Raw genomic sequence first — 21,115 nt, forward strand, 5'->3', positions numbered from 1 at the left:
CACGAATTCCGAAAAATAGAAACAAGAAAATCATGCTGGAGAATCCGGTTCAACGAGGCATCTGAAATGACTGAGGAAATCGCCGGCTCCTGCCCTCTCCACAGCAGACGTCGCGATGAGCCGAGCACCAAACAACCTCGCACCCGATTTGCCCGACGTGCCGGATCGGCCACACTGTATCCCGGACACTGAACCGGTGGATGGGCAAAGGCGCAGCGCCGGTCTTTCCAAGCCCGAGATCGCAGTGGCACCGTGCCCACCGTCTCAACAACGTGCTCGCCGATCGACGGTGGGCACGCTGCCGCCTGGCGGCGGCTGCTTTGCCCACCCTACCGCAGCGCGCCCGTAGCACTCTCTTCTACTACACTTCTTGTAAAGCGATGCTCCATCACGTCCGGTGCGAAGCAGGCCCGGATGGCGGCGACCATCTGCTGTTCACGGAAGGACGCCATGTCTTGGCGCTGCGGCACGCAGACTGTATAAGGTGTGGCCGTTCGATCCTTGACGCGCAGAGGAAACTGTCTCGTGACGACTGCCGCCAGGGCTATCTCCGCGCGATGCGCGTTGTCCGCCAACGCCCTGCTCCTGCTGACTTTGATCGCACGTCCTGCCACAGCACAGACTTCGCCCGCGCAAGGTCCTGGTCCATCGAGCGAAGCGTCACCGACCCGCCCGTGGGTCGCGCAGCCATCACCGGCTCTCGCGTCGCGATTCCGGGGTTGGCAATTGACGTTCGTGCCCGACAAGGCTCGGCCTGATCCCGGCAGGGGCACGTTCGCGTCCTTCTCGTACCTCAGCCAGGATTCGACGGTGCGCCTGCTGAAATCCGGTAAGCCGTCGCCCGTCCGGCTCACACCGGTCGCCTGGAGAACGCGCTACGTTGCACGATCCGATAGCCGCACCGATCCCAAAGATCGGGTAATCACGCCGGAGCTACTCACGAGCTTGTCGGGAAGCGGGATTGCCCGCTTTCTGTCAGCGCGGAAGCTCGGCAGCCCACGTCTCGATGTCACGCGGAACACAGCCGTCGTCCAGGTCCAGGAGCTCGACGCGGCCCTCGAGACACCGCGGGTCAAACAGCACGTCTGGTCGATCAATTGGCGAGTCGAGACCGACCCGGGCAAGCCCGACGACTATGTCGGTTACGAGGCCTGGGGCCTGTTCAGGAAGATCGATGGCGTATTGAGGCCGCTCTATCTCGCGGCGCGTGAGGCGTGGTCGACCGGAGAGAACTCAGACTACTTCTACCTGCTCGCCACCGGCGATCTCGACGGCGATGGCATCGACGAGATGATCGCGCGAGAGATGGTGTTCGAGGGCGAGCAGGACTATGTCCAGCTGTGGGCCTGGGAGCACGGCAGACCGGTCGTGATCTGCAAGATCCCATAGAGGCGGTATGACAGCGGCCGCTGGCCGCGCGATTGTCCCGCTGCACGCGCGATGGACGGCGCCGTGGAGGAGATCATGACGGCAGTCCCCTTCGCCTTCGTCACGGGTCCGTATCGTTGCGTCGCGGCCCGCAAGGACCGTCCTTGGGGACATGCCCTCGAGGTGAGCGTGGATGACGCCGCGAGCGGTGATCTGCTCAACAGCATCGTCTTCGCCTGCCATCCCGAGTTTACCGGCTTCGAGACGTTGCAGGCGCTGAGCACGGACCAGCTCATCGGCCTGGCGCGGGCGCAACTGGCGTCCGGCGCTTTGGATGCCCGGCTTGCGGACCCGCAGACCCGCGGCTGGACGCTGTTCTATCGATTCGAGTTGCCGGCCCCGCCGGAGCCGACGTCGTGACCAGGGTTCATCAGAATCAGATCCAGCGCCGCACCTGATGCATGGGAGGTCGCAAGCAAGGTCACGAGCGGATCGCATGGCGCGGCGGCGACCAATTGAACGCTGACGCACCTCGTGCGACCTATCTTGGTCGCAGGCTGTTGCGGGGGCAGAACGACATGCAGTTGACGCGTCGCCAGATCATGACCGCCACGGCCGGAGCCGTGCTCGGCGCCCATCCCGGCGCGGTCGGCGCGCAGGTCGAGCCGAAGCCGGCGCGCGTGGGTCCGCCCTCGCCTCCCGAACGCGCAGAGATCGCGGCGCTCGGCCGGGCCTTCATGGACACCTATGGCGTGCCCGCGCTGTCGTTCGCGGTCGGCTATGCCGGCGAGATCGTGCACCAGGATGCGTGGGGGTTTGCCGACCTGCAAGGACAGGAGGCGGTGACGCCGCAGCATCTGTTCCGCATCGCCAGCGTCAGCAAGCCGATCACCTCGATCGCCCTGCACCGGCTGATCGAGCAGAGCCGGGTCCGACTGGGCGATCGCGTGTTCGGCCCCGGCGCCGTGCTCGGCACCGACTATCTGGCTCCGCCGTACAATCCAGGCGTCGACCAGATCACGATCGAGCACCTGCTCACGCATACAAGCGGCGGCTGGAGCAACGACAATCGCGATCCGATGTTCGCGTTTCCGATGCGGAGCCAATCCGAACTGATCAACTGGACCCTCGCCCATCGTCCGCTCGACCATCCGCCGGGCGAGGCCTATGCCTATTCGAATTTCGGCTATTGCGTGCTCGGGCGCGTCATCGAGAAGCTCACGGGCCGCGCCTATGCCGACCACGTCCGTGCCGAGGTGCTGGGCCGCTGCGGCGTCACCGACATGACCATCGGAGGCAACCGGCGCGATCAGCGCCAGCCGCGCGAGGTCGAGTATCTCAGCCCGGACGAGAATGCCTACGGCATGAACGTCACGCGGATGGATTCCCATGGCGGCTGGATCGCTCGCCCGGCCGATCTCGTGCAGCTGTTCATGCATGTCGACGGCTTCACCCGGCCCGCCAACATCCTGCGCGGCGACACCATCAAGACCATGACCACCGGCTCGCGCGCCAACAAGGACTACGCCAAGGGCTGGAGCGTGAACACGTTCGACAATTGGTGGCACACCGGCAGCCTGCCTGGAACGACCACCATCGCCGTGCGCACCCATAGCGGCTTCTGCTGGGCCGCCTTCACCAACACGCGCCGCCGCGGAAGCAAGATGGATGGCGATCTCGATCAGCTGTGCTGGAGCATGGTGAAGAAGGTCGCGGGCTGGAAGTTCGCGTAGCGGGCTCACGGCCATCGCCATCAGATCCAGCGCCGCACCTCGCGCCGATACGTCTCGTAGGCCGCACCGAACTTGGCGGTCATGACGCGCTCCTCGGGCATGATCTGGAAGCGCGTGATGAACAGCACGAACGCGACCGGGCCGAGGAAGGTCCAGGCGCCGGCAAGGACCACCGCCCAGCCGAGCAGCAGCAGGGTCATCCCGAGATACATCGGATTGCGGGTGCGGGCGAAGATGCCCGAGGTCACGAGACTTGAGGCTGCGTCGATGTTGACCGGGTTGATCGTCGTCTTGTGCCGGGCGAAGGCAGCCACGCCGGCGCGGGCGACCAGCAGGCCGCACAGCGCAAGGACGGCAGCCAAGACCCAGCGCCAGGGATCGTCGAGCGGAACGGCCGGCGCGAAACGTGCCAGCGGCCACATCGCTGCGGCGACGATGACGACGACGATCGGCGGTGGGATCCTGTGCTCGAGCCAGCGCATGGTCGATCTCCTTGGGGCTGTTCAGGTGTCGGGAGGAGTTGAAACGAGCCGCGCCGGCCGTGCCGCGCGGATGGCGCGGATCGCCAGCACATGCAGCGCGAAGGCGAGCGGGGCAAAGAACGCGGCGATGTAGGTGAAGGGAAAGGTACCGATCGCAAGATTGGGCACATCTCCATTCAGTGTCTGCAAGGGTCCGGGCGCGGAGAGCACCGCGCGCGCGACGATGTTGGCCAGCGCAACGAGGCCGAGGCCGTTCCACAGCTGCGCCAGCGCAAGCCCTGCACGTCCGCGCGTGGCGATCCACGCGATCAGCGGCGCCGAGAGGCCGATGAGGATGTCGAGATTGCCGCCCTCATAGGTCATCAGGCGCGGCACCAGCCCGTCGCGCCAGAGCTGGTGCAGCAGCAACTCGACGCCGACACGGAAGACCTGGGCACCGAGCAGCAGCCAGACCGGGAAGGATTGCGCGATCCGCAAGCCCACGCGCAGCGGCGCGAGCACCAGTACAGTGACGAGGAACGCCGGCAGCGCCACGAGGACCGCAGGCGGCGGCCGCAACGTCGAGCTCGCGACGAGACCCGACCACGACATCGCGCAGACATAGGCCAGCCAGAGAATGAGGATCACCAGGACCACCGCGCTCTGACGTCGTGGCAGATAGCGCATGATGGCAGCAGCCACGCCCGACATCACCAAGGCGAGGAGAAGCAGGCAGGCGATCGCGGTCATGTCCAGGGTCCTTTTCGACTCTTCCTGACCAGGCTCCAGCAGCGAAGCCCTGGCATCGCATGCGGACCGGCAACGGCCGGCCCGCCAGGTCGGATCATGCTGGCAGCACGGTGGAGCGTGACATCGCCGGCGACCGGCCGACGCCACGGCGCAGCATGTCGAAGGCGACGAGATGGGTGACGCCGGAGATGCCGACACCCCACAGCGGGATCAGCGCCATCGGCAGCGCGGCGATCAGCGCCATGCGCGGGTCCTGCAGCAGCGTGAAGGTCAGGCCGGTGCCGACGGCGACGACGAAGTCGGCGAAGCCGAACATGTGGAAAGAGAGATGGTTGCGGCTGCGCTCAGGCTGCAGCATCAGATAGGCGGCATAGCTGCCGGCGATGAGATCGCCGGTGCCCGCGAGTGCCCAGAACGCAGTCGGCAGTTCGCCCTGAAGGCCGTACCAGAAGAACGCGAGCGCGGCCGGGATGCGCCAGGTATGAAACAGCAAGATCGGACCATGGCCGATGCCGTCGGCATAGGCCTTCAGGCGCGGCGAGCAGAAGTAGATCAGGGTCGGGATCGCGATGGTGGCAGCGACGATCACCGCGATCATCGGCATGTAGAGCCCGGCGAAGAAGCCGGTGCGGGCGCCGGCGATCACGGCCGCGCCCCAAATGGCCACCACGGCCGCCAGTCCGAGCGTGATGCGGTGCGAGTCATTGCGAGAGAGCGTGGTCATGGATGGCATCCTTATTATGTGTAATTACACATATATGGGCCAGTTTTCTCCAAGGTTCGTCTTCGCCGAGCCCGGCCCGTTCAGCTCAGCGCCTGCAGTTGCGAACGAAATGTCGGCCAGTCCATCGCAGCAAGCCGCCGCTCGCTCTCGGCCTGGGCGGTACGCCAGATCGGAATGGCGCGATCAAGCAGCGCCCTTCCCTTCGCGGTCAGAACGAGTCCACGCACGCGACGATCTTCGGCCGTGGCGGACGTGGCGACCAGCTTCTCCTGCTCGAGCGGCTTCAGGTTGCGATTGAGCGTCGTCCGGTCCATGCCGAGCACGTCGGCGATGGCTCCGAGCGGCACCACCTCGTCGCGCAGCAGCGCAGCGAGAATCGAGAACTGTCCCGAGGTGAGTCCGAGCGGCCGGAACGCGTCATCGTAACGACGCGCCACCTGCCGCGCGGCCTTGCGAACGCCGAGGCAGACGCAGGCAGCCGCGAGATCCTGAGCCGTGAGTTTGCTTGCCATGGACCGAGACATACGTGCATATACACGTAATGTCAAGGGGCGCCTTTCCGGAAAGTGGCGGGTGAGGCCGTGCCCCGGTCCGCGAGCCCTCTTCTTGCGAGGTCGTCCGCAGGATTGCGACGGCGCGTCGTCGCAGCCGTTCAGCGCGGCGTGAACTGGCTCAGGTCGAAGATGCCCATCTGCTGCTCCAGGCCGGCGACGCGGGCGGTCATCTTCTCGAAGCCGTCCGCGCCGAACAGCTCGTGCTCGGTCTTCTCGAAGTCCTCGGCCATCGCGTCGTATTCGTGCGCGGAGACGACGTCCTTCAGCTTCGGAAACAGCTCGGTGTCCTCGCGGGCGGCGTGGGGCCGGTACATCGTGATGAAGGACTGGATCGCGGCGACGAGCTGACGGCGGTCGTCCTCATTGCTGCGGACCGCGGGAGCCAGACGGAGGATCGTGTCGGTCACCTTGCGTCCCGCCTCGTGCTGGCGTTCCAGTATGGCCACGAGATCGGTCATCTTCCCGGCCGCGCGGAAGCGCGGGAAGACGTGGTGCTCCTCCGACTTCTCATGATAGTCGTGGATGAAGTCACGGATGATCCCCGCCGACTGCGTGATCAGGCTGGGATCGAGATCCGCGTTCGCGCCGAGCTTGCGGACGCCGGCCTCGTAGAGCAGGAGGCAGCGGTCGAGCACGCCGTGCTCGCGCATCAGGTCCTCCGGCGGAGTGACCTCCTCCCCCGGCGTTTCCTTCTCCTCGCCTTGCTTCGCGGCCTTCGGTTGCGCGACGGACGGCGCGGTGAGCACGGCAGGCGCGGCGACCGCCGCGACGACGCCGGTGAGCAGCAGCCGACGTCGCCGGCTCGGTAAGATCAGATCCATCGAGGCGCTCCCTACCCATGATCGGGGTGCGGCGGTCATCTCCAGGCGGTCGGCGCGAGGCCATCCCGCGGCGTCTGTATCGTCCGGGCATGGTGCCGGCGCGGATCGCGATCTGTCGCGCTTGCCATGACCAGCCTCCTCGGTGTGACATGTCGCCGTGACATGGCCGGCCGGGCGTCGGGACGTCCCGTCAGACCGCGCCTCAACCGGTGGCGAGCGCCGCGGTTCCAATGACGCGATGCGATCCGCGGCAGCTTCGTGCGCCGCGATCTCCAGGGGAGCGACATCATGATCCATCACGGCGGATGCTTCTGCGGCGCGGTGCGCTTCGAATGCCGAGGCGAGCCGATCAATGTGCGCATCTGCCATTGCCGCAACTGCCAGAAGGCGACGGGCGCGCCCTACTTCGCCCGCGCGCTGTTCTCGCACGAGGCGCTGACGATTCACGGCGACGCCGCGCGTTTCCCGTCCTCCGATGCGCTCGACCGGATGTTCTGCCCGCGCTGCGGGACGCGGCTGTTCTCCTGGCGCAAGACCCGCCCGGTGGTCGGCGTGGCGCTGGCCTGCTTCGACGACCCCGATGCGTTCGCGCCAACCGAGCACATCTGGACCTCGGCCAGGATCGGCTGGGTCCTGATCAACGACGGTCTGCCGCAATTTCCGGAAAATCCCGCGTAGCATCGCGGAACCGTCATGCCTATCTAGGGATGACACCGCTCCGGAACCTGCGCTTTGAACCCCTCCCTCTACGGCATCTCCGTCTGGGTCCTGCCGGCCATCATCGCCATCACCTTCCACGAGGCCGCCCACGCCTATGTGGCCTGGCGCTACGGCGACGACACCGCACTGCAACTCGGTCGCGTGAGCTTCAACCCGTTGAAGCACATCGACCCGGTCGGGACGATCCTGCTGCCGGGCATGCTGCTGCTGTCGGGCTCGCCGTTTTTGTTCGGCTATGCCAAGCCGGTCCCGGTCAATTTCCGCAATCTGCAGCCGTTGCGGGCCGGCATGATCATGGTGGCCCTGGCGGGGCCGGCGACCAACATCGCGCTCGCGCTGGCCGCGGCGCTCGCCTTCCACCTCCTGCCCATGATACCGCCGGAGGGCGCGCGCTGGGTTGCCTCCAATCTGGTCAATGCCTTTTCCTTCAACATCCTGCTGGCGGTATTCAACATGCTGCCGATTCCGCCGCTCGACGGCAGCCGGATCGCGGTTGGCCTGTTCCCGGGATTGCTGGCGCGGCCGTTCGCCCGGCTCGAGCCCTATGGCATGCTCATCCTGATCGGAATTTTGATCCTTCTGCCCCTGGCGGGCTCCCAGTTCGGTCTCAATCTTAATCTTGTGTCAGGGCTGCTCCGCGCCACGACCGATTCTCTCCAGCAACTGCTTCTGCTATTGACGGGTAACGCATAAGTCTCCGCACCAGGGACGGGTAACGAGCTTCGAGGCACTCTTGGTCAAAGCCGCTGACATGATGATCGCGCGCCGCGCCGACACGCGCGCTCGCGCCGATTTCGCGACATGGAAGATGATCGCCAAGCTCAACGGCGCCTCCGGGCTGCCGCCGGCTGCCCAGGAGTTCCTGGCGAGCTACAAGACCCGGCTCGCCGACATGACGGAGCACGAGGCGACCGAGGCGACCATCCGCGAGATGTACAAGGCCTATTATGCCGAGATGGGCGGCGGCGGCGCCCCGCCCGAGGTCAAGCCGGTCAAGGCCGAGCCGGTGACCGACAACGTCACGGCGTTCCGCAAGCTGCCGCCGAAGCCGAAGACGACGCAAACCGCGCCCGCGCTGCAACGCAAGCTGTCGGCGGCGCTGATCTTCGTCGGTCTCTGCGCGATCTATGTCGCGATCAGGCTGTATTGGCCGTAACGCCCAGGAGGGCCCGCCGAAGGCGCCTCAGGCTTTCTTGCCAGGCGGGAAGTTCACGACGATCGACAACGGAATCTCGTCATCCGCGGCTGTTGCCGGCGGCTTGGGGAACGGATCGGACCGGCGGACCATGGCCACGGCCTCCCGGTCGTAATCGGGATCTCCGGACGATTGGGTCACGTCGACCGACAGCACATTGCCGACCCGGTTGAGCGTGAACGTCACCCGGACGCTGCCGCCCTTGGTTTTGCCGGGCGGATATTTCTGGTTCTTCTTGACGATCAGGCTCAGCTTGCGCTGCCAGTTGGTGGTCTGCGGATCGCGGTCCTTGCCGATGCCGGCTTCCGGTGCCTTGACGCGATCGGCCTCGGGCACCTTCGCGTCCAGCGACTTCCGAGCGCTGTCGATCGCCGACTGATGGAACTCGGACGCGTTGGTCTCCACGGCGGCGACCTTCTGCTCTTCGGTGGGCTTCTTGACCTCGGCCGGCGAGACCTGCTGGTCGGCTTCCTCCGTGGTGGTCGGCACGCCCTTCTGCAGATCCGCCTGCTCGGTCTCGGCCTTCTGCTCGGGCGTTGCGGCCGAGGCCGCGTCCGCGACCGAGTCGACCCCCATCGGCAGCTCGGACTCTTCGACCTTCGGCGCCGCGATCTCGACATCGATCACGTCAGCGGCGGTGCCAAGCCCGCCGCCATCCTCGTCCCCGGCCCCCTTGTTCAAGGCAAGCGCCGCGCCACCAGCATGGAGCACGATCGCCACCAGCCCGGCGACGAACCAGGCCGCACGAGAGCCGGTGTGGATTTCGTCGAGCTCACTCATGCCGTCAACATGGATCAGGGTTGGACCGCGGGAGCGACACCGCCGGGAGCACCTGGCACACGCTCCAGCGCCACCAGCTTGAACTTGTAGCCGGCGCTGCGCAGCAGCTCCAGCACCTCCATCACCTCGCCATAGGGCGCCGCGCGATCGGCGCGCAGGAACACGGTGCGATCATCGGTCGGATGGTCGGCCATCGCCTTGTTCAGCTCCGGCACGAGATCGATCCGCTTCACCGGCGTCTCACCGATCGCGATCGTGAGGTCCGGCTTGATCGAGACGTAGGTCGGCTTGTCCGGCTTCTTCTGCGGCGTGGCGGTGGAGGACGGCAGGTCGATCGGCAGGTCCACCGTCGACAGCGGCGCCGCCACCATGAAGATGATCAGCAGCACCAGGATGACGTCGATGAACGGCGTCACGTTGATGTCGTGGGTCTCGTCGAAATCGTCGTCGAGATCGCCTTCGGAGAGCGAGACGGCCATCGCCTGCTACTCCGCCGCGCGCGCGTGGACGCTGACATGGCTGCGGTCGAGATCGCGCGACAGCAGCCGGCCGGTGGCGCCGGAGGCGCGGTTGACCAGTTCCAGATAGCCCTTCGTGACGCGCGAGAAGTGATTGTAGATGATGACCGCGGGGATCGCGGCGGCAAGCCCGATCGCGGTCGCCAGCAGCGCCTCGGCGATCCCAGGCGCGACCACCGCGAGGTTGGTGGTCTGCGATTTGGAGATGCCGATGAAGCTGTTCATGATGCCCCAGACGGTGCCGAACAGGCCGACGAAGGGCGAGATCGCGCCCACGGTTGCGAGCAGGCCCATGCCGACGCGGACACGCCGCGCCTCGGCGCGGACGATCTCGGTGAAGCTCGAGGCCGCGCGCTCCTTGATGCCGTCGTCGCTGTTCAGGCCGGCCGACAGCCGCGCCTCGGCGATCGCCGCCTGCAGCAGCACGGCCGCGACGTTCCTGGATTCAGTCCTGCCCTGACCGAGCGCGAGCTGGGCCTCGGCCAGCGACCGCGCCGCCGACAGCTTGCGCAGCGCGCCGGCGAGCCGGCGGCGCAGCACCGAGAACTCGATGCTCTTGGCGATCAGGATGGTCCAGCTCGCGACCGAGGCGAGCGCCAGCGCGATCATGACCGCCTTCACGACGATGTCGGCCTTGAGGAACATGCCGAGCGGTGACAGCTCGTCCAGTCCGGTGGCGATCGTCTTGGCATTGCGCACGCCGGCCCCCGGGCTCGCCGGCGCGGCCACCGCCTGACCCGCGGCGGGCTGGGCTGCGGCCGGCTGGGCCGACACATCCGCCGAAATCGCCGGGGCCGACGGCTGGCCGGCCTGTTGTGCCGCGGCGGGAGCCATGGCCGAAACGGTCAGGAATGACAGGACGATGGCAAACCTTGCGAGGAACGATGTCATCATATCTCGGCTCATTAGACCTCGGCCCATTGCCGGATCAGATTGTGATAGATGCCGGTCAGCTTGACCGCATCGGGATCGTCCCTCCCGAGGCGCTCCGTCAAACTCTGAATCGTGATGTCCAGGTCGAAGATCATGCTGCGGACATGGGGATCCCGTATCATGCTCTGCAGCCAGAAAAAAGAGGCGACCCGGGCGCCGCGCGTGACCGGCGTGACCATGTGAAGGCTCGACGACGGATACAGCACCGCATGCCCCGCGGGCAACTTGACCTCGTGCGAGCCATAGGTGTCCTCGATCACAAGTTCGCCACCGTCATACGTCTCCGGCTCGGCCAGGAACAAGGTCATCGACAGATCGGTGCGGATGCGAAGCCCTGTCAACGGATCGCCGCGCACGGCATTGTCGACATGGATGCCGAAATGGTCGCCGCGCGCGGCGGTGTAGCGGTTGAACAAGGGCGGAAAGATCTGCAGCGGGATCGCCGCCGACAGGAAGCGCGGATTCCTGGTCAACGCCGTGATGATGCGCTGGCCCAGCATCCGCGCCGCCTCGCCGTCCGGCGGCAGCTGCTCGTTGCGCTTGACCATGGCCGACTGCGCCCCGGCCGTCGAGCGGCCGTCCTCCCACTCCGCCGCATCCATGATGCGGCGGACATCGGCGACCTCGTCTTTGGACAGAACGTCCGGGATGCAGATCAGCATGATCAGAACTTCGCAGTCGTGATGATGTAGAAGGCGCGGCCGGGGGCGACCGCGACGAACGGCACCGCGCTCCGGTACAGCGTGTCGTAATAGAGCTTGTTGGTGAGGTTCTGGGCGTAGAGCTTCATCGTCCAGTTCTTGTCGATCTGCTTCTCGACGAAGGCGTCGAACCGCCAGTAGCTCGGCAGCTCGTTGCCGGTGTTGGCCGCGAAGGTGCCGCCATAGACCTTGGAGCGGTACACCGCCGTGCCGCCGATCTCCCAGCCATTGTCGAGCTTGTACTTCGACAGCATGCTGAACGACTGGTGCGCGATGTTGGCGAGTTGCAGCCCGATGTTGGAGGCGATGCCGCTCTGCGTCACCTTGGACTGCATCAGCACCAGGCCGCCGAAGATGCTCCAGCGATCGGTGAGCCGGCCCTCCGCCTCGATGTCGATGCCCTGGATGCGGTAGGCCGCGCCCGAGGTGAGCAGGCCGTTGACCGTTTCGCGCGCATTGTCCTTGGTGGTCTGGAACAGCGCGCCCGACACCAGCAGATGGCGGTCGACCAGCTCCCATTTGGTGCCGAGCTCGGCCGCCTTGTTGCGCTCCGGCCCGAGCAGGATGAGGCTGTTGGCGGGCACGCCGCCATAGTCGGTGCCGGTCGCGTCGAGCTCCGAGCCGAACGGATTGGCCGAGGTCGCATAGGCGGCGTAGATGCTGCCGATCGGCATCGGCTTGTAGACCAGGCCGACGTTGTAGTTCACCAGGTCGGCATTCATCTTCAGATAGCTGGTGTTGTTCGACGAGCCCATGTGGTAGCCGTCGTAACGCAGGCCGCCGTTCACGATGATCGTGTCCCGCCAGTTGGCGGTGTCCATCGCGTAGACGCTGTTGGTGTTGACGCCGTAGCGGGTGGGATTTCCGACGAGAGACGGCGTAATGCCGAACGGGATGTTGGTGTATTGCGGCGAGTAGATGTTGACGCCCGTGACCGCGCCCGAGCTGGTCGAGCCGCCGCCGAACAGCTCCGATGACAGGCCGGTGTAGCGGTCGATCGAGATCGTCTCGTCGGAGAACTCGGTGCCGACCACCGCGGTGTGCTTGACGCCCCAGGTGTCGAGCTTGATCGTGGCGTCGTTCTGGTTCGACCAGACGTCGACGTTCTGATAGCGGCTCTGCGCGCTGGCCGTCGTCGTCCACAGCAGCGGGTTGGAGCTGGTCGTGTTCGGGTTCTGCGGCAGCGTGCCGATATAGTTGAGCAGCGAGTGCTCGCCACGGAACTTGCTGGTGAGCGTGATCGCCTCGTTGACCTTGTACTCCATCGTTCCGGTGCCGAAATCCTGCCGCGCGGTCTGGAAGTCGCGGTTGAGGAAGCCGTACCAGGTGCCGCGCGGAATGCCGGCCGAGGTCACCGGCACGTTGCCCTGCTTGTAATAGGGCACGCCGAAATCCGGGTAGCCGGAGAGATCGGTGTGGACATAGTTGGTCGTGAACTTGAGATCCTCGGTCGGCGTCCATTTGGTCGAGAGGAAGGCGCCCCAGCGATCGTCGGTGACGTAGTTTCGCCCGGCGACGTTGGAATCCTGGAACAGGCCGCCGGTGCGCACCGAGAAGGTCGGCGACACCACCTGGTTGACGTCCAGCGTCACCCGCTTCTGCTGGTCGGTGCCGAACTCGGTGTCCATCCGCTTGAAGTTGGTGTCGCCGGCCTGCTTGGTGACGATGTTGATGGCGCCGCCGGCGGTGCCGCGACCGGCATAGGACGAGGCCGGACCGCGCAGGATCTCGATCTGCTCGGTGAAGAAGTTCTCGCGGATCGACACGGCGGGATCGCGGATGCCGTCGATGAAGACGTCGTTGCGGGCGTCGAAGCCGCGGATGAAGAAGCGGTCGCCGAACGCGTTGCCGCCCTCACCCGAGCCGAGCGTGACGCCGGCGGTCGAGCGGCCGATCTCCTTCAGCGCCGTGACGTGCTTGTCCTGCAGCACCTCCTTGCTCATCACGGTGATCGTCTTCGGCGTATTCAAGAGCGGCTCGGGAAACTTGCCCGAGGCCTGCACGCGGTTGACCTTGTACGGCTCGGCCGCATCCGCATAGGGGTTGGCGTCGGGCGCGGTCAGCCCACCCGCATTGGGAAACGCCACCGCAGCCTGCTGCGCGGCCTGCTGGCGCGCCGCGCGACGCAGGGCATTGCGTGCGCGGACCTGCTCGGCGGTCGGCTTGGAGGACGTGGGCTTGGCGCGCGCGACGGGCACATCGACGTTGACCGGCGGCAGATCAGCCGCCGGCTGCGCCTCCGCCGACGACACCGAGGCCACGGCCATCAGTCCGGCGACCGCCGATACCTTGGTGACGAACGGCCCCTCTCCCCGCCCCTCGAAAAACTTCATCGCCACGCCCTCGCGCAGCGAACGCGGTGCTCTCACCTGTCCCATTTGAATTTCACGCGCCCCAGATTTTTCATTCCACATCGCTTCCGCGGATCATTCGCAGTGCGATGCGTCGTTGGTATCGGGCGTGTTTCAGAGGGTCAATTTGAGGAGCCCTAATTTGGTCTTGAATAGTTCCAGATCAAAACAATTCTAAACCTCACGACTAATAACGCGACGGAACTTGAAATCGTTCTAAACAGCGCGATTCGTATCGCGCTGTTGTCGTGACGCCTCACATCTCAGCTCGACGAACCGGCCGGCTCGTCGCTGCTCGGCGGCTTCATGAGCGAGAACAGCTCGTCCACGGTCTGCACCGCGATTCTGCGCACGCGCTCGGAATCCTCGATGCCCGCGATGCGCACGCCGTTGACGACCGCCCTGATCTCATCGCGGAAATCGGTGAGGAAACGCAAGGGATCGCGCTGCTCGTTGGCGACGCGCGCGATCAGTCCGGTGACCAGGATCTGGCACGCGAGCATCTTGCCGTTCAGTTCTTCCATCGAAAACTCCACACGTCTCGTCGTCGCCGCGCGGCGCATCCTCGCCGCTCCGGTCGACGCAGCCTTGCTTGGGTTGAAGATTCGCCGATTGCCTCCGGCGGCATCCTCGGCCGCCGACATCATCCGCTTCTAATCAGCTCTCATCGGACGCGACAAGACGGCGACAATAGGACTGCGGGCGGCGCCGCGCGACGAGCCGGCGATCATTGCGCTCCGATGCTGCGGCCCCCTCGAGGTGTCCAAGGCGATGGTGTCCCCGACGCAATCGGCAGCGGCCGTGCGCGACGCTCGGTCAGTTCGCGAGGCGAGCCCCGGGCCGGACGACGAGGATGACGGCGCGCACCAGACCATCGGAGCGAAACCTCGCCACCTCGCATTCAGGATGCGTCATCCGATCTGCGCAATTCAAGGTCGAAGACATTGGACTTGCCGCCACGCCGCGCTATTTGGCGGCGACGTCCGGCTTGGTCTCCGACAGCAGCTTGATGCGCTCCTTGAGCGCGCGCAGCGTGGCGAGGCTGGTCGCCACCGCGGCGTCGGGGATGTCGTGCAGGACGTCGGCGACGATCCCGTCCCGGACCACATCGAATTCGTCGACGAGCGTGCGGCCGGCCTCGGTGAGATAGAGCCGATTCGCGCGACGGTCCCTCGGATCGTGCCGGCGCTCCAGAAGCCCCTGCTCCACCAATCGGTCGAGCAGACGCACCAGCGAGATCGGCTGCAGTTCCAGCACCTCCGCGAGATCGACCTGTGACAGGCCCTCCTGCGCGCGCAGCCGAAACAGCACCACCCATTGCGCGCGGGTCGTGCCGCGCTGCTTGGCACGATGATCAATATAGTTGCGGAGAATGCGCGAGCTTTCGACAAGCTGTGCGATCAGCTGACGTCTGTCGTCCATCGACATGGCCGTGACCTCCCGTGAAGTCTTTTGATCGCACTGCGAAGCTTGCCAATTGTTTAGGTTGGAGCAAGCGGTCGTGTGTTTACACATTAATTGCGTGCGTACTATATCTGGGCCGCTGGGAATGGCTTTAAAGACCCGTTATCCTGTCCATCTCAGCATGTGGGCGAGCATGAAGACATCACGCACCATCACCTGGATCCTGCTGCTCGCGGCCCTCGGCGGCGCCGGCTATTACGGCTGGCAGCGCCATCAGGACACTGAGGCGGCGAAGAAGACGGCGGCGCAGAAGTCGGCCCGGCCGCCGGCCGTTCGGGTATCGACCGCTCCCGTCGAGAAGACGGATTTCCCAGTGTTTCTGACCGGACTGGGGACCGTGCAGGGCTTCAATACGGTCCAGGTCCGCACCCGCATCGACGGCCAGATCGACAAGATCGCCTTCACCGAGGGCCAGCTGGTCAAGGAAGGCGATCTCCTGGTCGAGATCGATCCGCGTCCCTTCCAGGCCGCGCTCGACCAGGCCAAGGCCAAGAAGGCCCAGGACGAGGCCAATCTCGCCAACGCCAATCTCGATCTGCAGCGCTATACGAAGCTCGGCGAGTTCGCGACCCGGCAGCAGCAGGACACCCAGCGCGCCACCGTCGCCCAGCTCACCGCCCAGATCGCCGCCGACGACGCCGCGATCGCCAATGCCCAGACCCAGCTCAGCTACACCCAGGTCAAGGCCCCGATCTCCGGCGTCGCCGGCCTGCGCCAGGTCGACATCGGCAACATCGTCAACGCCTCGAGCCAGACCGGCATCGTCTCGATCGCGCAGATCGAGCCGATCGCGGTGATCTTCACCGCCCCGGAGGAGCAGCTGCCCTACATCAACGAGGCGCAGAAGACCGAGTCGCTGAAGGTGATCGCGCTCACCACCGACGGCAAGAAGCAGCTCGCCGAGGGCAAGCTGATGGTGGTGAACAACCAGGTCGACACGTCGAGCGGAACAATCCGCCTCAAGGCGGTGTTCGACAACAAGGAGCACGTGCTGTGGCCGGGCCAGTCGGTCTCGACGCGTCTCCTGGTGCGGACCCTGAAGGACGCCACGGTGGTTCCCGACGACGCGGTCCAGCACTCGACCAACGGGCTCTATTCGTACACCGTGAGCCCGGAGAACAAGGCCGAGCTGCGCAAGGTGAAGGTGGGTGCCTCGATCGATGGCCGCACGGTCGTTGAGGAGGGTCTCACCCCGGGCCAGCAGGTGATCACCGGCGGTCAATTCAAGGTACAGCCAGGCTCCGTCGTGACCACAGCGGTCGCCAGCACGGAGCCGGCGGCAGCGAAGGTCCGGCAGGAATGAGCGGCGGCGGCATCTCGGCACCCTTCATCAAATACCCCATCGGCACCTCGCTGCTGATGGCGGGCATTCTGTTCATCGGCCTCGTCGCCTACCCGCTGCTGCCGGTCGCGCCGTTGCCGCAGGTCGACTTCCCCACCATCCAGGTCACCGCCAACCTGCCGGGCGCCAGCCCCGAGACCATGGCGACCTCCGTCGCGCAGCCGCTGGAACGGCAATTCGCCCAGATCCCCGGCATCGCCCAGATGACCTCGACCAGCTATCTGGGTACCGCCTCGGTCACGATCCAGTTCGATCTCAACCGCAGCATCGACGGCGCCGCCAACGACGTCCAGGGCGCGATCAACGCCGCCTCCGGCCAGCTGCCCAAGACCCTGCCGTCGCCACCGACCTACCGCAAGGTCAATCCGGCCGATTCTCCGATTCTCCTGCTGTCGGCGACCTCGGAAACGCTGCCGCTGACCACCGTCAGTGATGCGGTCGACGCCGGCCTCGCGCAGCAGATCAGCCAGATCTCCGGCGTCGCCCAGGTGATCATCGGCGGCCAGCAGAAACCTTCCATCCGCGTCCAGATCGACCCGGCCAAGCTGGTTGCCAAAGGCCTGTCGATGGAGGATGTGCGCAGCCAGATCGCGATCACGACCGTCGATAGCCCGAAGGGCAACATCGACGGCGACCGCCGCGCCTACACGATCTACGCCAACGACCAGCTGACCGACTCGAAGGACTGGAACGACGTCATCATCGCCTACCGCAATGGCGGTCCGCTGCGCATCCGCGATATCGGGCAGGCCGTGACCGGCCCGGAAGATGCCAAGCAGGCGGCGTGGGCCAATGGCAAGCGCGGCGTGTTCCTGGTCATCTTCAAGCAGCCCGGCGCCAATGTCATCGAGACTGTCGACCGCATCAAGGCGATGCTGCCGCGGCTGGTCGCGGCGATCCCGCCGGCCATCAAGATCGACCTGATATCGGACCGAACCACGACCATCCGCGCCGCCGTGGAGGACGTCCAGTTCACGCTGATCCTGACCATCTTCCTCGTGGTGATGGTGATCTTCATCTTCCTGCGCAGCTTCTGGGCCACGGTGATCCCGACCATCACGGTGCCGCTGGCGCTGCTCGGAGCCTGCGCGATGATGTGGGGGGTCGGCTACACGCTCGACAACCTCTCGCTGATGGCGTTGACGATCGCGGTCGGCTTCGTGGTCGACGACGCCATCGTCATGCTCGAGAACATCTCGCGCTATGTCGAGGAAGGCGAATCGCCGATGGCCGCCGCCTACAAGGGCGCCAGGGAGATCGGCTTCACCATCGTCTCGATCTCGATCTCGCTGGTGGCGGTGCTGATCCCGTTGCTGCTGATGGGCGGCATCATCGGCCGCCTGTTCCGCGAATTCGCGGTGACACTGGCGATGACCATCTTCGTATCGATGGTCGTGTCGCTGACCCTGACGCCGATGATGGCCTCGCGCTTCCTGCGCAACGAGCACGCGGCGCAGCACGGCAGGTTCTACCAGTGGAGCGAGGCCGCGTTCGACGCGCTGCTGCGCGCCTACGAGAAGGGCCTCGACCTGGCGCTGCGCTGGCGCTTCGTCACCCTCATGGTGTTCTTCGCCACGTTGGGCCTGTCCGTCTACCTCTTCATCCTGATCCCCAAGGGCTTCTTCCCGCAGCAGGACGTCGGCCTGATCACCGCCACGTCGGAAGCCTCGCAGGACATTTCCTTCAAGGCGATGCAGTCGCGCCAGGAGGCGCTCGCCAAGATCGTGATGGACGATCCAGCGGTGGCCAGCGTGGCCATGGCGGTCGGCGGGTCCGGACGCGCCGGCAACAACGGCAACATGTTCATCACGCTGAAGCCGCTCGACGAGCGCGACGCGAGCGCGCAGCAGGTCATCGGCCGCCTCCGGCCGAAGCTGGAAAAGGTCGAGGGAGCCCGCCTCTACATGCAGGCGGCGCAGGATATCCGGCTCGGCGGGCGTCCGACGCGAACGCAGTTCGAATTCACGCTGCAGGACTCCAACCTTGCCGAGCTCAACGAATGGGCTCCCAAGATTCTCGACAAGATGCGCTCGCTGCCCGAGTTGCGCGACGTGGCCACCGACCAGCAGGCCGACGGCACCACCGTGCAGCTCAGCATCAACCGCGACACGGCCTCGCGCTACGGCATCACGCCGCAGCTGATCGACGACACGCTGTACGACGCGTTCGGCCAGCGCCAGGTCGCGCAATATTTCACGCAGCTCAACTCCTATCGCGTCATCCTGGAGATCCTGCCCGAGCTGCAGGGCAATCTCGACACGTTGAACAAGCTCTACGTGAAATCGCCCACCACCGGCGACCAGGTGCCGCTGTCGACCTTCGCGAGCTGGAGCACTGTTCCGGTCCGGCCGCTGTCGATCAGCCACCAGGGCCAGTTCCCGGCGATCACGATCAGCTTCAACCTCGCGCAGGGCATCGCGCTCGGCCAGGCCACCCAGGCGGTCCAGCGCGCGATGGTCGATCTCGGCGCGCCGGCGACGCTCAACTCCAGCTTCCAGGGCACCGCGCAGGCGTTCCAGCAGTCGCTGTCGACCGTACCGCTCCTGATCCTCGCGGCGCTCGTCGTCGTCTACCTGATCCTCGGCATCCTCTACGAAAGCTACATCCATCCGATCACGATCCTTTCGACGCTCCCCTCGGCCGGCGTCGGCGCACTCGCGATCCTGATGGCGTTCGGCTACGATTTCAGCCTGATCGCACTCATCGGCGTGATCCTGCTGATCGGCATCGTGAAGAAGAACGGCATCATGATGGTCGACTTCGCCATCGCCGCCGAGCGCGACCAGCATCTCGCGCCCGAGCAGTCGATCCGCCAGGCCGCCCTGCTCCGCTTCCGCCCGATCATGATGACGACGATGGCGGCGCTGCTCGGCGGCGTCCCGCTGATGCTCGGAACCGGGACCGGCTCGGAGATCCGCCAGCCGCTCGGCTATTCGATGGTCGGCGGCCTCATCGTCAGCCAGATGCTGACCCTGTTCACCACCCCGGTGATCTATCTCTATCTCGACAAGGTCAACAACGCCTTCGCCCGCTGGGGCCGGACGCATATCGACCACGAGACGGACACGGCCGCCGCCGGCCCGGTGAAGGAAGCGGCGGAGTAACCCGCCGCTCCTGCTCGCGTCCCTACTGCCGCGCCATCTCGGCGTTGCCGACGCCCTCACCGTCGAGGCTCTGCTCGTTCTGCATCGTCACTGTCACATGCGACAGTCGTCCGGTGAATGCGAACGGCGCCGCGTAGTCGGACACGGGGCTGCCGCGGTCATGGCCGATGTCGAGGCCCGACCATGAGATCAGCGTGTGGAAGGCGAGCTGAGTGGTCAGCGCGCCGGCCGCCTCACCGTCGATCAGCAAGGTATAGCGGCTCATGCCGGTGCGCGCGCCCTTGGCGGGCTCGCTTTCGCGCCGCAGGCGCTCGACGCGTAGGCCGAGGCGATGCGATCCCGCCGGCACGGGCCGCGTCGAACGCACGATGTCGTGGCGCCCGCCGATGTTCAAATCGTGCACCAGGTGGCCGTCCTTGAGATAGAGGCTGTAGCCCGACGTCGCATCGCCATGGGCGATCAGCACGCCGGATGCGCCGCCTTCGTCGATCTCGACATGCGCCTCGATCAGATAGTCGCGACTGCGCACGTCGGGCGCGACGTCGGTCGGCACATGGCCCATGCCGGCGTGGAAGGTGAAGCGGGTGCGCGCGCCGTGGAAGCGCGCGGCATTCTCCGCAAAGCGCGGGCCGAAGCGGTCGTCGAGCGGCAGCACCTGATGCGCCTCCGCCTGCTCCCACCACAGTCTCACCAGCGCCGCGAGCCGCTCCGGCTCGGCCGCCGCGAGATCGCGGGTCTCGGAGAAATCCCGCGCCAGGTGAAACAGCTCCCATTTGTCGTTGTCGAACGGCGTGCCGGTGGGATGGAAGGCGACCGCCTTCCAGCCGTCGTGCCAGAGGCCGCGATGGCCGAACATCTCGAAATATTGCGGCGAAGCCTTTGACGGCGCATTTGCGTCCCCGATCGAGGCTGCGAAGCTCACGCCTTCGAGCGGCATCTGCGGCACGCCTGCGATCGTTGCCGGCGCTTCGATGCCGATCAGATCGAGCAAGGTCGGCACGAGGTCGCAGGCATGGACGAACTGGTGGCGCACTTCGCCGCGCGCCGCGACCGCCCGCGGCCATGACAGGATGAAGGGATCGCGGATGCCGCCGCCATGGGTGTTCTGCTTGTAGCGCTTGAGCGGCGTGTTCGACGCCATCGCCCAGCCATGCGGGAAGTTGGAATGCGTGTCGGGGCCGCCGATGTCGTCGATCCGCGCGAGCTTCTCGGCGATCGGCTCCGGCTTGAAGTTGAACGGCCCCATCGCATTGACGAAGCCGAGCGGCCCGCCCTCCTGGCTCGCACCATTGTCGGACATCACGATCACCAGCGTGTTGTCGCGCTGCCCGGTCCTGTCGAGGAAGGCGAGCAGCCGCGCCAGATGCTGGTCGGCGTGGTCGAGCATGCCGGCGAAGGCGGACTGCAGCCGGGTGAACACGCGGCGCTCGTCGTCGGAATGCGCCTCCCAGGCCTTCACGCCGTCATTGCGCGGCGGCAGGTCGGTCGCCTCGGGCACCAGCCCCATCGCCTTCTGCCGCGACAGACGCTGTTCGCGCTCGACGTCCCAGCCATGGGCGAACACGGCATCGTAGCTCGCGATGATGTCGCGAGGCG

22 protein-coding genes are annotated in these 21,115 nt (G+C 65.9%); 8 read left to right on the forward strand and 14 right to left on the reverse strand.

Annotated elements, in window-relative coordinates; all coding sequences use genetic code 11:
- Nucleotides 1-329: 329 nt before the first annotated feature.
- The gene (locus BRAS3809_RS10260; protein WP_035655959.1) at nt 330-575 is read right to left on the reverse strand and encodes a hypothetical protein; all 246 of its coding nucleotides are present in this window, start codon (nt 573-575) and stop codon (nt 330-332) included.
- 151 nt (nt 576-726) lie between these two features.
- On the opposite strand from BRAS3809_RS10260, the gene BRAS3809_RS10265 reads away from it, so the two are divergent.
- The 3 genes from BRAS3809_RS10265 to BRAS3809_RS10275 all read left to right on the forward strand — a co-directional run bounded on the left by BRAS3809_RS10265 (nt 727) and on the right by BRAS3809_RS10275 (nt 3,101).
- Nucleotides 727-1,389 carry a hypothetical protein gene (locus BRAS3809_RS10265; RefSeq protein WP_008962022.1) on the forward strand — a complete coding sequence of 221 codons (663 nt, stop codon included), beginning with the start codon at nt 727-729 and terminating at the stop codon, nt 1,387-1,389.
- Between the two features lie 75 nt (nt 1,390-1,464).
- Nucleotides 1,465-1,788 carry a hypothetical protein gene (locus BRAS3809_RS10270; RefSeq protein ID WP_008962023.1) on the forward strand — a complete coding sequence of 108 codons (324 nt, stop codon included), beginning with the start codon at nt 1,465-1,467 and terminating at the stop codon, nt 1,786-1,788.
- Nucleotides 1,789-1,946: 158 nt separating this feature from the next.
- The gene (locus tag BRAS3809_RS10275) at nt 1,947-3,101 is read left to right on the forward strand and encodes a serine hydrolase domain-containing protein (protein ID WP_008962024.1); all 1,155 of its coding nucleotides are present in this window, start codon (nt 1,947-1,949) and stop codon (nt 3,099-3,101) included.
- A 20-nt stretch (nt 3,102-3,121) separates the two neighbouring features.
- Here BRAS3809_RS10275 and BRAS3809_RS10280 read toward each other — a convergent pair whose 3' ends face one another.
- The 5 genes from BRAS3809_RS10280 to BRAS3809_RS10300 all read right to left on the reverse strand — a co-directional run bounded on the left by BRAS3809_RS10280 (nt 3,122) and on the right by BRAS3809_RS10300 (nt 6,411).
- Nucleotides 3,122-3,583 (reverse strand): methyltransferase family protein, encoded by a 462-nt coding sequence (locus BRAS3809_RS10280; RefSeq protein WP_008962025.1) that lies wholly within the window; start codon nt 3,581-3,583, stop codon nt 3,122-3,124.
- A 21-nt stretch (nt 3,584-3,604) separates the two neighbouring features.
- Complete coding sequence (locus tag BRAS3809_RS10285) at nt 3,605-4,312, reverse strand: DUF8737 domain-containing protein (RefSeq protein ID WP_008962026.1); 708 nt, start codon at nt 4,310-4,312, stop codon at nt 3,605-3,607.
- Nucleotides 4,313-4,406: 94 nt separating this feature from the next.
- A complete protein-coding gene (locus BRAS3809_RS10290) occupies nt 4,407-5,036 on the reverse strand; it encodes a DUF8737 domain-containing protein (protein WP_008962027.1) in 630 nt (209 codons plus the stop codon).
- Between the two features lie 80 nt (nt 5,037-5,116).
- Nucleotides 5,117-5,548, reverse strand: coding sequence for a MarR family winged helix-turn-helix transcriptional regulator (locus tag BRAS3809_RS10295; RefSeq protein WP_008962028.1), 432 nt, complete (start codon nt 5,546-5,548; stop codon nt 5,117-5,119).
- Nucleotides 5,549-5,688: 140 nt separating this feature from the next.
- Nucleotides 5,689-6,411, reverse strand: coding sequence for a hemerythrin domain-containing protein (locus BRAS3809_RS10300; protein WP_008962029.1), 723 nt, complete (start codon nt 6,409-6,411; stop codon nt 5,689-5,691).
- 288 nt (nt 6,412-6,699) lie between these two features.
- On the opposite strand from BRAS3809_RS10300, the gene BRAS3809_RS10305 reads away from it, so the two are divergent.
- From BRAS3809_RS10305 to BRAS3809_RS10315, 3 genes are read left to right on the forward strand one after another with little or no spacing between them, the layout of a single operon-like run.
- Nucleotides 6,700-7,089, forward strand: coding sequence for a GFA family protein (locus BRAS3809_RS10305; protein WP_008962030.1), 390 nt, complete (start codon nt 6,700-6,702; stop codon nt 7,087-7,089).
- A 54-nt stretch (nt 7,090-7,143) separates the two neighbouring features.
- Entirely contained in the window at nt 7,144-7,824 is a 681-nt protein-coding gene (locus BRAS3809_RS10310; RefSeq protein ID WP_008962031.1) for a site-2 protease family protein, read from the forward strand.
- Between the two features lie 58 nt (nt 7,825-7,882).
- On the forward strand, nt 7,883-8,287 hold the full coding sequence (locus BRAS3809_RS10315; RefSeq protein WP_008962032.1) for a hypothetical protein: 405 nt from the start codon (nt 7,883-7,885) through the stop codon (nt 8,285-8,287).
- A 27-nt stretch (nt 8,288-8,314) separates the two neighbouring features.
- Here BRAS3809_RS10315 and tolA read toward each other — a convergent pair whose 3' ends face one another.
- The 7 genes from tolA to BRAS3809_RS10350 all read right to left on the reverse strand — a co-directional run bounded on the left by tolA (nt 8,315) and on the right by BRAS3809_RS10350 (nt 15,037).
- Entirely contained in the window at nt 8,315-9,106 is a 792-nt protein-coding gene (gene tolA, locus BRAS3809_RS10320) for a cell envelope integrity protein TolA (RefSeq protein WP_008962033.1), read from the reverse strand.
- 14 nt (nt 9,107-9,120) lie between these two features.
- Entirely contained in the window at nt 9,121-9,585 is a 465-nt protein-coding gene (locus BRAS3809_RS10325; RefSeq protein ID WP_008962034.1) for a biopolymer transporter ExbD, read from the reverse strand.
- Nucleotides 9,586-9,591: 6 nt separating this feature from the next.
- Nucleotides 9,592-10,518, reverse strand: a complete 927-nt coding sequence (exbB, locus tag BRAS3809_RS10330) for a tonB-system energizer ExbB (protein ID WP_008962035.1) — start codon at nt 10,516-10,518, stop codon at nt 9,592-9,594.
- Nucleotides 10,519-10,529: 11 nt separating this feature from the next.
- Nucleotides 10,530-11,219: a Fe2+-dependent dioxygenase gene (locus BRAS3809_RS10335; protein WP_008962036.1), complete on the reverse strand. Its 690-nt coding sequence runs from the start codon at nt 11,217-11,219 to the stop codon at nt 10,530-10,532.
- A 2-nt stretch (nt 11,220-11,221) separates the two neighbouring features.
- Complete coding sequence (locus tag BRAS3809_RS10340) at nt 11,222-13,636, reverse strand: TonB-dependent receptor (protein WP_008962037.1); 2,415 nt, start codon at nt 13,634-13,636, stop codon at nt 11,222-11,224.
- A 236-nt stretch (nt 13,637-13,872) separates the two neighbouring features.
- The gene (locus BRAS3809_RS10345; RefSeq protein ID WP_008962038.1) at nt 13,873-14,133 is read right to left on the reverse strand and encodes a hypothetical protein; all 261 of its coding nucleotides are present in this window, start codon (nt 14,131-14,133) and stop codon (nt 13,873-13,875) included.
- A 442-nt stretch (nt 14,134-14,575) separates the two neighbouring features.
- Nucleotides 14,576-15,037 carry a MarR family winged helix-turn-helix transcriptional regulator gene (locus BRAS3809_RS10350; RefSeq protein ID WP_008962039.1) on the reverse strand — a complete coding sequence of 154 codons (462 nt, stop codon included), beginning with the start codon at nt 15,035-15,037 and terminating at the stop codon, nt 14,576-14,578.
- A 169-nt stretch (nt 15,038-15,206) separates the two neighbouring features.
- Between BRAS3809_RS10350 and BRAS3809_RS10355 the strand changes: the two genes are divergently transcribed.
- Nucleotides 15,207-16,376 (forward strand): efflux RND transporter periplasmic adaptor subunit, encoded by a 1,170-nt coding sequence (locus tag BRAS3809_RS10355; RefSeq protein ID WP_035655965.1) that lies wholly within the window; start codon nt 15,207-15,209, stop codon nt 16,374-16,376.
- Nucleotides 16,373-19,519, forward strand: coding sequence for a multidrug efflux RND transporter permease subunit (locus BRAS3809_RS10360; protein WP_008962041.1), 3,147 nt, complete (start codon nt 16,373-16,375; stop codon nt 19,517-19,519). Before BRAS3809_RS10355 ends, BRAS3809_RS10360 begins: the two co-directional genes overlap by 4 nt.
- 22 nt (nt 19,520-19,541) lie before the next feature.
- Here the strand turns inward: BRAS3809_RS10360 and BRAS3809_RS10365 are convergent.
- On the reverse strand, nt 19,542-21,115 hold a 1,574-nt coding region (locus BRAS3809_RS10365; RefSeq protein ID WP_035655964.1), incomplete at its 5' end, for a sulfatase-like hydrolase/transferase.

The sequence above is a fragment of the Bradyrhizobium sp. STM 3809 genome, assembly GCF_000239795.1.
Taxonomy (GTDB): domain Bacteria; phylum Pseudomonadota; class Alphaproteobacteria; order Rhizobiales; family Xanthobacteraceae; genus Bradyrhizobium.